7 protein-coding genes are annotated in these 6,527 nt (G+C 47.4%); 3 read left to right on the top strand and 4 right to left on the bottom strand.

The window, feature by feature from the left end:
* A partial coding sequence (locus G565_RS0119910; RefSeq protein WP_425413994.1) for a transposase occupies positions 1-212 on the bottom strand: 212 nt, incomplete at its 3' end.
* Positions 213-309: 97 nt separating this feature from the next.
* Here G565_RS0119910 and G565_RS0119905 point away from each other — a divergent pair.
* The 3 genes from G565_RS0119905 to G565_RS25130 all read left to right on the top strand — a co-directional run bounded on the left by G565_RS0119905 (position 310) and on the right by G565_RS25130 (position 2,588).
* The gene (locus tag G565_RS0119905) at positions 310-834 is read left to right on the top strand and encodes a hypothetical protein (protein WP_028672392.1); all 525 of its coding nucleotides are present in this window, start codon (positions 310-312) and stop codon (positions 832-834) included.
* Between the two features lie 190 nt (positions 835-1,024).
* The gene (locus G565_RS25135; RefSeq protein WP_157600172.1) at positions 1,025-1,627 is read left to right on the top strand and encodes a dCTP deaminase domain-containing protein; all 603 of its coding nucleotides are present in this window, start codon (positions 1,025-1,027) and stop codon (positions 1,625-1,627) included.
* A gap of 10 nt (positions 1,628-1,637) precedes the next feature.
* Positions 1,638-2,588, top strand: coding sequence for a nucleotide kinase domain-containing protein (locus tag G565_RS25130; protein WP_037340575.1), 951 nt, complete (start codon positions 1,638-1,640; stop codon positions 2,586-2,588).
* Positions 2,589-2,641: 53 nt separating this feature from the next.
* Here G565_RS25130 and G565_RS0119890 read toward each other — a convergent pair whose 3' ends face one another.
* The 3 genes from G565_RS0119890 to G565_RS25125 form a co-directional block, all read right to left on the bottom strand.
* Positions 2,642-5,863, bottom strand: coding sequence for a type I restriction endonuclease subunit R (locus G565_RS0119890; RefSeq protein ID WP_028672390.1), 3,222 nt, complete (start codon positions 5,861-5,863; stop codon positions 2,642-2,644).
* A 160-nt stretch (positions 5,864-6,023) separates the two neighbouring features.
* Entirely contained in the window at positions 6,024-6,293 is a 270-nt protein-coding gene (rhuM, locus tag G565_RS0119885; protein WP_028672389.1) for a RhuM family protein, read from the bottom strand.
* Positions 6,294-6,341: 48 nt separating this feature from the next.
* A partial coding sequence (locus tag G565_RS25125; protein WP_037340571.1) for an ATP-binding protein occupies positions 6,342-6,527 on the bottom strand: 186 nt, incomplete at its 5' end.

Raw genomic sequence — 6,527 nt, 5'->3', positions numbered from 1 at the left:
CACTCGACCTCGACCTGCAGCTTGCCAATTTGTTGATATAGATGGTCTTCCCGAGCTTCCAGCTTTTTCGGGTCGGGTTGGCTACTGCCGCGTTCGAAGGCTTCCACCAGTCGCTCCTGGGCGATTTTCTTCCAGGTGTTGATCTGAGAGGCATGTACGCCGCACTGCGAAGATAATTGAGCGACTGTCTTGTCGCCTCGGATAGCCTCCATTGCGACCTTGGCCTTGAACTCACTACTGAACCGTTTTCTCGCCACGTTACTACTCCTGCTTGGTCGTGGCATTCTACCTATGCCCGTGGTCTAAATCATGGGGTCCACTATAAAGCATATGATACTCCATATTGCTAAATACAGTTCAAAAATAGTAGTTTCTAACGCTGAAGGTGATGTAACCGGCGTTACGCGCTCTCTAGTGGACTCATTTATTATCTCCGTTGCTAGTTTGAATATTCTAAATACTTCGCTTTCAACATACATAATCGATGAGCTTGGCCTAGATGCTAAAGATCTGAATGGTGTAGGTGCTGCTTTCAAAGAACCAATTGCACATTCGGCGCCAATTGCAATAGCAAAAGAAACGGCTGCGCTTTGTAAGGCGATTGAGTCTACAGATCACTTCGAAATATATACAAAGAACAGTCGTGAAGTAATACTTAGCGCGTACAAAAACATTGCGCAAATTGCACTCGCTGAGCTGACAAATTTAGATTTTCTCGACATTGAATCAGAGATCGAAGATCGACTTTATAATGTTGAGCAAAAGAATATACATTTTCAGTTCTTAGGCAACTATAGGGATGGTTACAATTGTTTTGGAGCGGGGATAAACTAAATGCCAAGCTTTCCGAATTGGCATGGTATGGGAAGGATTCCCCCGGAATTTCTGGGCCGTCAATAGATTGTGCTGCCATAGAGCTAACTGTCGGCCGAGAGGTTTATGCTACCCCTTATTCGGATGAAACGAAAAAGGGAAGCGAGGCACCTTATTCGGATGAAACGAAAAGGGAAGCGAGGCACCTAAGATACTCTCTGACCTTGAACCCTATATTTTGATTCCACGGGGTCAGTTTGGGTTTATTCTAACAAATGAATTTGTTAAAGTTCCTGGTGACCCGATAGCATTTATTTCATTTAAAGCTTCCTATAAGTTTCGAGGTTTAATTAACGTTTCTGGGTTTCATGTTGATCCCGGATGGGAAGGGCGATTGATATTTTCAGTATACAATGCAGGCCCAAGTGACATTACATTGAAGCTGCATGATAATTTCGCTCTTATTTGGTACTCTGATTTAGATAGATACTCGTCTGATGAGTTTCAAAAAAAGTCAAAGCAAAAACAAGAGTCTATAAGCAGTGGATTGATCAACAATATATCTGGAGGGGTTGTTTCTCCTCCAAGACTAAAGGCAGATATTGATGCTTTAGAAAAAAAGCTAGATGACAAAGTCAGGGAGATCGAAACAAGTCACATTAAATTCAGATTTCATATTGGCATAGCTGCATTAGGTATCTTCTTTGCTTTCATTTTGATTGTCTTTAGTATTGCAGCAAGAGAGCCAATTGCTGAATTTTTTGACGCAATCTTTGATGGTACGGAGGAGCATACGAATGAAATGGGAAGTTAAGCTGTAGGGAATGATGCTGAAAAAAAGTGAGCTATTGGATTTTTACTGGTCATTTGCGTACAAGAGGCAACAGGTATTTCTACATAGGATTAGTCCGACAGATGTCAATTTGACATTAGATCCAATCATTTCTAAATATAAGTTCACTAACTGCTATAGAAGTTGTGATCGAGTTAGCCAGTATTTGATAAAGAATATAATTAATTCGAGTGAATATTCCCCACAAGATACTTTTTTTCGAATACTGTGCTTTAAACTGTTTAATAAAATAGATACATGGGAGTTTCTGAGTAGCAAGTTAGGGGAAATCTCAATTTCAACCTATAAAAATAACGATTACGCAGCTCTCATCGATCAGTATATTGCTTTAAAGGGTAAGCCTTATTCTGGAGCCTATATAATGCCATCGGGCAAAAAAGAATTTGGTTTTGAAAGAAAGCATCGAAACAACTTTGCCCTATTAGACTTAGTATTGAAAAATAATTTACAAGAAAAAATCTGGCTGAATAAAACATTGGATGGAATATATTGTGAACTCATTGAACTCCCTACCTTAGGCCCCTTCTTAGCGTATCAATTCTCAGTGGATGTCGCCTACTCTGAATACAGTAGTGCTGAAGAGTCAGATTTTGTAGTGGCAGGTCCAGGCGCAATTAGAGGGATTAAAAAGTGTTTTACAGATATTGGTAATATGACGTACCAAGATGTCATAAAACATATGGCTAGCGTTCAAGATGAAGAGTTTGAGAGGCTTGGACTGCCGTTTAATCATCTGCAGAATAGAAAGTTACAGCTGATAGATTGCCAAAATCTATTTTGTGAAATTGATAAATATCTGCGTGTACTGAAGCCGGATTTAGTAGTAGGCAATAAAAGAATAAAGCAGCTCTACAGACCATCTCAGAATAATATTGAGTATGGTTTCCCAAAAAAGTGGAACTGCGCATTGCCTCAAATTTAGACGGTCGAATTCGACCTTATCTCATGCCCCGCTTTGAGCTTAATTAATTATCTTTATCTCGTTCGATACTTCTTGAAATTCTCCGCCTGCTCAAAAATTTCTTTATAGACTTCATCCCTGTCTACCGGTGGGTAGCCGTATTTGGCCAGTACCAGTATCAGGTCGACTTTTAGCTCAGCTTTTATGTCTTCTCGCTGGCTCCAGTCGGTGTATTTGACTTTGTCATCAACCACGCCTTTTACGGCTTTGGCGAGCTCCAGCAGCTTGTCATCGGGATAGCTGAAGTCGTACTTTGTGGCCAGATTCTTCAGGATGTCGTAAAAGGCTTTTTCTTCCAGATCGATGCCAAGGTCAGCATAGGAGGCTTTTTCCTGCTTTAACGCCTGAATCAGGTCGATGATTTCATCTGAGAAGTCCTCGAGCACGTTGCTGACCAGTACATCGTCTTCTTTGCGTTCATTATACTTTTCAACCAGTGCTTTAAACTGCTTGGAGAAATCGACTCCTTTGGTTTTGTTGACCTTTTTGAAATCTTCGATGGCTCTGGCCAGCAGTTGCTGCAGCAGCTTTATTCTGGTGTTGGGGAGTTTGATCTTTTCGATCTTGGCCAGATAGTCCGGGTCAAAGATATCCGCTTCACCGGTTGACTCATCCCCCATTTTGAAAATTTCTTCGACCCCGTCTGCCTTTAGCGCGTCGGTGATCATGGTGCGAACGCGCGCGTTCATCTGGGCGGTGTCGGGGGCATTGCCCTTGGTGAGCTTGAATACGATCGAGCGGATAGCCAGGTAGAAATGAATCCGGTCGCGTTCGCCCTGGCTGATGCCTTCCGAACCGCTGCAAATGTCATAAGCGGCTTTCAGGCGTTTAACCAGCCCCATAAAGCGCTTCTCGATTTTGTCCGTGACCTGTACGTACTCCGCAGCCAGGTTCAGGCAATTGAGCTGCTCCAGCGGGCTGCCGGTAAAATACGGCTGGTCGTCAAAGCGATGCATGAGCTTGTTTAGCAAATCGAGATGGTCTTTCACCACGACGATCGACTGATTAATCTCCTCAATGTTTTGCTGGTCCGACTTGTTGTAGTGAGCCAGTGCGCGGTTCATCTGGGATTTAATGCCGATGTAATCCACCACCAGGCCTTTTTCTTTGCCTTCATATTTGCGGTTTACCCGGGAGATGGTCTGAATCAGGTTGTGGCGTTGAATCGGTTTGTCGATGTAGATCGTATCCAAAAACGGGACATCGAAGCCCGTTAGCCACATATCGACAACAATGGCGATCTTGAAGTTCGATTTGGCGACCTTGAACTGACGGTCCAGTTCCTTGCGGTGCTCTGGGGTACCCAGCATCTGGTAGAGCGCTTTTGAGTCATCCTTACCCCGGGTCATGATCATTTTGATCCGCTCCATGGACTTGATGTCTTTTTGCTCCCTGGCCGATAACTCCGACCCCGGCTCACAGGCCATGGGCTGGTTCCATTCGGGCCGCAAGTGAACCACCTTTTGCCAGAACGCGTGGGCGATTTGCCGGTTGCTGCACACAAACATGGCTTTGCCCTTCACGCTGGCACCTTCCGTGACACGCCGTTCGTAATGTTGGACAAAATCGCTGGCCAGTGCCCGGATGCGGTCAGGATCACCCAGAATCGCGTTCATGTTTGCGCTGGCTTTTTTGCTCTCTTCTATCTGGTAGTCGCTTGCGCCTTCTTCGGCGCACTGGGCGTAATAGGCCTCTATGTCTGAGAGCTTGTCGTTGTCGAGCATGACTCGGGCGGCTCGGCCTTCATAAACAATGCGTACGGTGATCTCGTCTTTGACCGACTCAGTCATGGTGTAGCTGTCTACTACGTCGCCGAACGCATCCAGAGTGGCATCGATGGGCGTGCCGGTAAAACCCACGTAGGTGGCATTGGGCAGGGAGTCGTGCAGATATTTGGCGAAGCCATAGCTGCGTTTCACGCCTTGTTCGGTAATGCGTATTTTCTGGTCCAGGTTAACCTGGCTGCGGTGCGCTTCATCGGAAATGCAGATCACGTTGTAACGATCGGTCAGTAATTCGGTGTCTTCGGTAAATTTGTGAATGGTGGTCAGGAACACCCCGCCGCTGGTGCGCCCTTTGAGCAGTTGGCGCAGTTCGGTGCGGCTTTCCACACTCAGCACCGTCTGGTCGCCAATGTAATCTTTGGCATTGGTGAATTGAACCGAGAGCTGATTGTCGAGGTCCGTTCGGTCGGTAATCAGCACGATGGTTGGGCTTTCGAATTCCACGCTTTTCATCAGCAACCGGCTGAGAAACAGCATGGTAAAGCTCTTGCCGCAGCCCGTCGCACCAAAATAGGTGCCGCCTTTGCCGTCGCCGTCTGGCTTGCGGTGTTTTTTAATGCTGTCATACAGTTTGGTGGCGGCATAAAACTGGGGGTAGCGACACAGAATCTTCTCTTCCCTGCGGGATACATCGGGGAAGTAGATGAAATGCCGGATGACTTCCCGCAACCGTGCCTTGTCGAACAGCCCCTGCAACATAGTGTGCAGGGCGTTAATGCCATCCTGCTCGATGGTTTCGTTACCCGTCACTTTGCGCCAGGTGTAAAAATACTCGTAAGGCGCAAACAGTGAGCCCAGGCGGGAATTGACCCCATCGCTTATCACGCACAGGGCGTTGTACTTCATCAGCTCGGGGATATCTCGGCTATACCGGGTCGTCAGCTGCACGTAGGCATCGTGAATGGTGGCGTCCTCACGGATCGCGCTTTTGAACTCAAACACCACCAAAGGCAGGCCATTGATGTACAAAATCGCATCCGGGATGCGTTTTTCGCTGCCAACGATCTCCATTTGACTGACCAGCCGATAGATATTGCGGTCTGGCGTGTAGCCAACCGGTTTTTCCGTGACAACGGTTTCCACTTCGTTCGGCCCAGGCTCCCGCTGCTCGGGCAGGCCTGCGTAATCAATCAGTTGAATGTAGAGGTCTTTTTTCTGGTGATCTTCACGCTTTAGCAGAAAACCATCGGCCACCAGCTTTTGAACGGTTTTGTTACTGTCGTAAAGGTCGGCGGAGGAAAGGTTATTCAGGCGGCTTACCACTGCGGCTATCTCAGCATCGGTGATGCCTTCTTTGCCATACCGGGCCGTCAGAAAGGTGCGCAAGTCGTCTCTTAACATTGCGTCTTCTGGCCCACGAGCCAGCAGGTGGCCGGGGCTATGAGGATAACCTTGGTCTTCCAGCAAGGCGATAATCGCCTGCTCCAGCTTATCCTCAGTGAACTTGCCCATTGTGCATCCTTATCCTACTGCCTGGTACCGGACGTTTACGAGGTGACTCCGTCTTCACCAGTGTCTGGTTCAAAACGATTAACCGGCTTGTAGGCAAAGTACCCCGAAACCTTCTGATCTCGCAAGGTGCGACCGGGTTGAATAGCGGCTATCTCCCGGGCTAAGACTTTTTTGTGCCGGTACCGGAATCGAGTTTTGTGATTGCCTCCAGCGTTCGAATGGTCTCTTCGGCGCCTTTTTGCTCCAAAGCGTTACGGCGGGTCTCAGAGAAGGTGTCGTACTCTTGGGAGGCTTTGCTGTCGGCGGCCTGTTTGCTGACTGAACCCGTACCGGACAGCACATTTCGGTCGTTAAACCGCAAAAATTCATCCAGCTTTGCCTGCCAGTCTTGCAAGAATATCTGTTTACGCCGCTTTGTGTAGCGCGTCAACTATCTTGGCCGGTTCAGCGACAATTAACTTGGCCGGTTGCGCTGAACCTATGACGCCTGCTTTTTGGCAGACTGTTTCCTTCGATAGCTGTCACCCTCGCACTGGATGATTGTGGCGTGGTGCACTAGTCGATCGATGGCGGCGACCGTCATGACGGTATCGTCGAACAACTGGTCCCAGTCCTCGAAGGATTGATTGGAGGTAATGATCAAGCTGTGGCGTTCGTACCGGTG

The organism is Saccharospirillum impatiens DSM 12546 (genome assembly GCF_000423605.1).
Taxonomy (GTDB): Bacteria; Pseudomonadota; Gammaproteobacteria; order Pseudomonadales; family Natronospirillaceae; genus Saccharospirillum; species Saccharospirillum impatiens.
The sequence above is the reverse complement of the archived record's forward strand: the minus strand, read 5'-3'. Positions and strand labels throughout refer to the sequence as shown.

Coding starts and splice junctions, on each gene's coding strand:
- G565_RS0119905 (WP_028672392.1), top strand. CDS start 310: ATGGGGTCCACTATAAAGCATATGATACTCCATATTGCTAAATACAGT.
- G565_RS25130 (WP_037340575.1), top strand. CDS start 1,638: ATGATGCTGAAAAAAAGTGAGCTATTGGATTTTTACTGGTCATTTGCG.
- G565_RS0119890 (WP_028672390.1), bottom strand. CDS start 5,863: ATGGGCAAGTTCACTGAGGATAAGCTGGAGCAGGCGATTATCGCCTTG.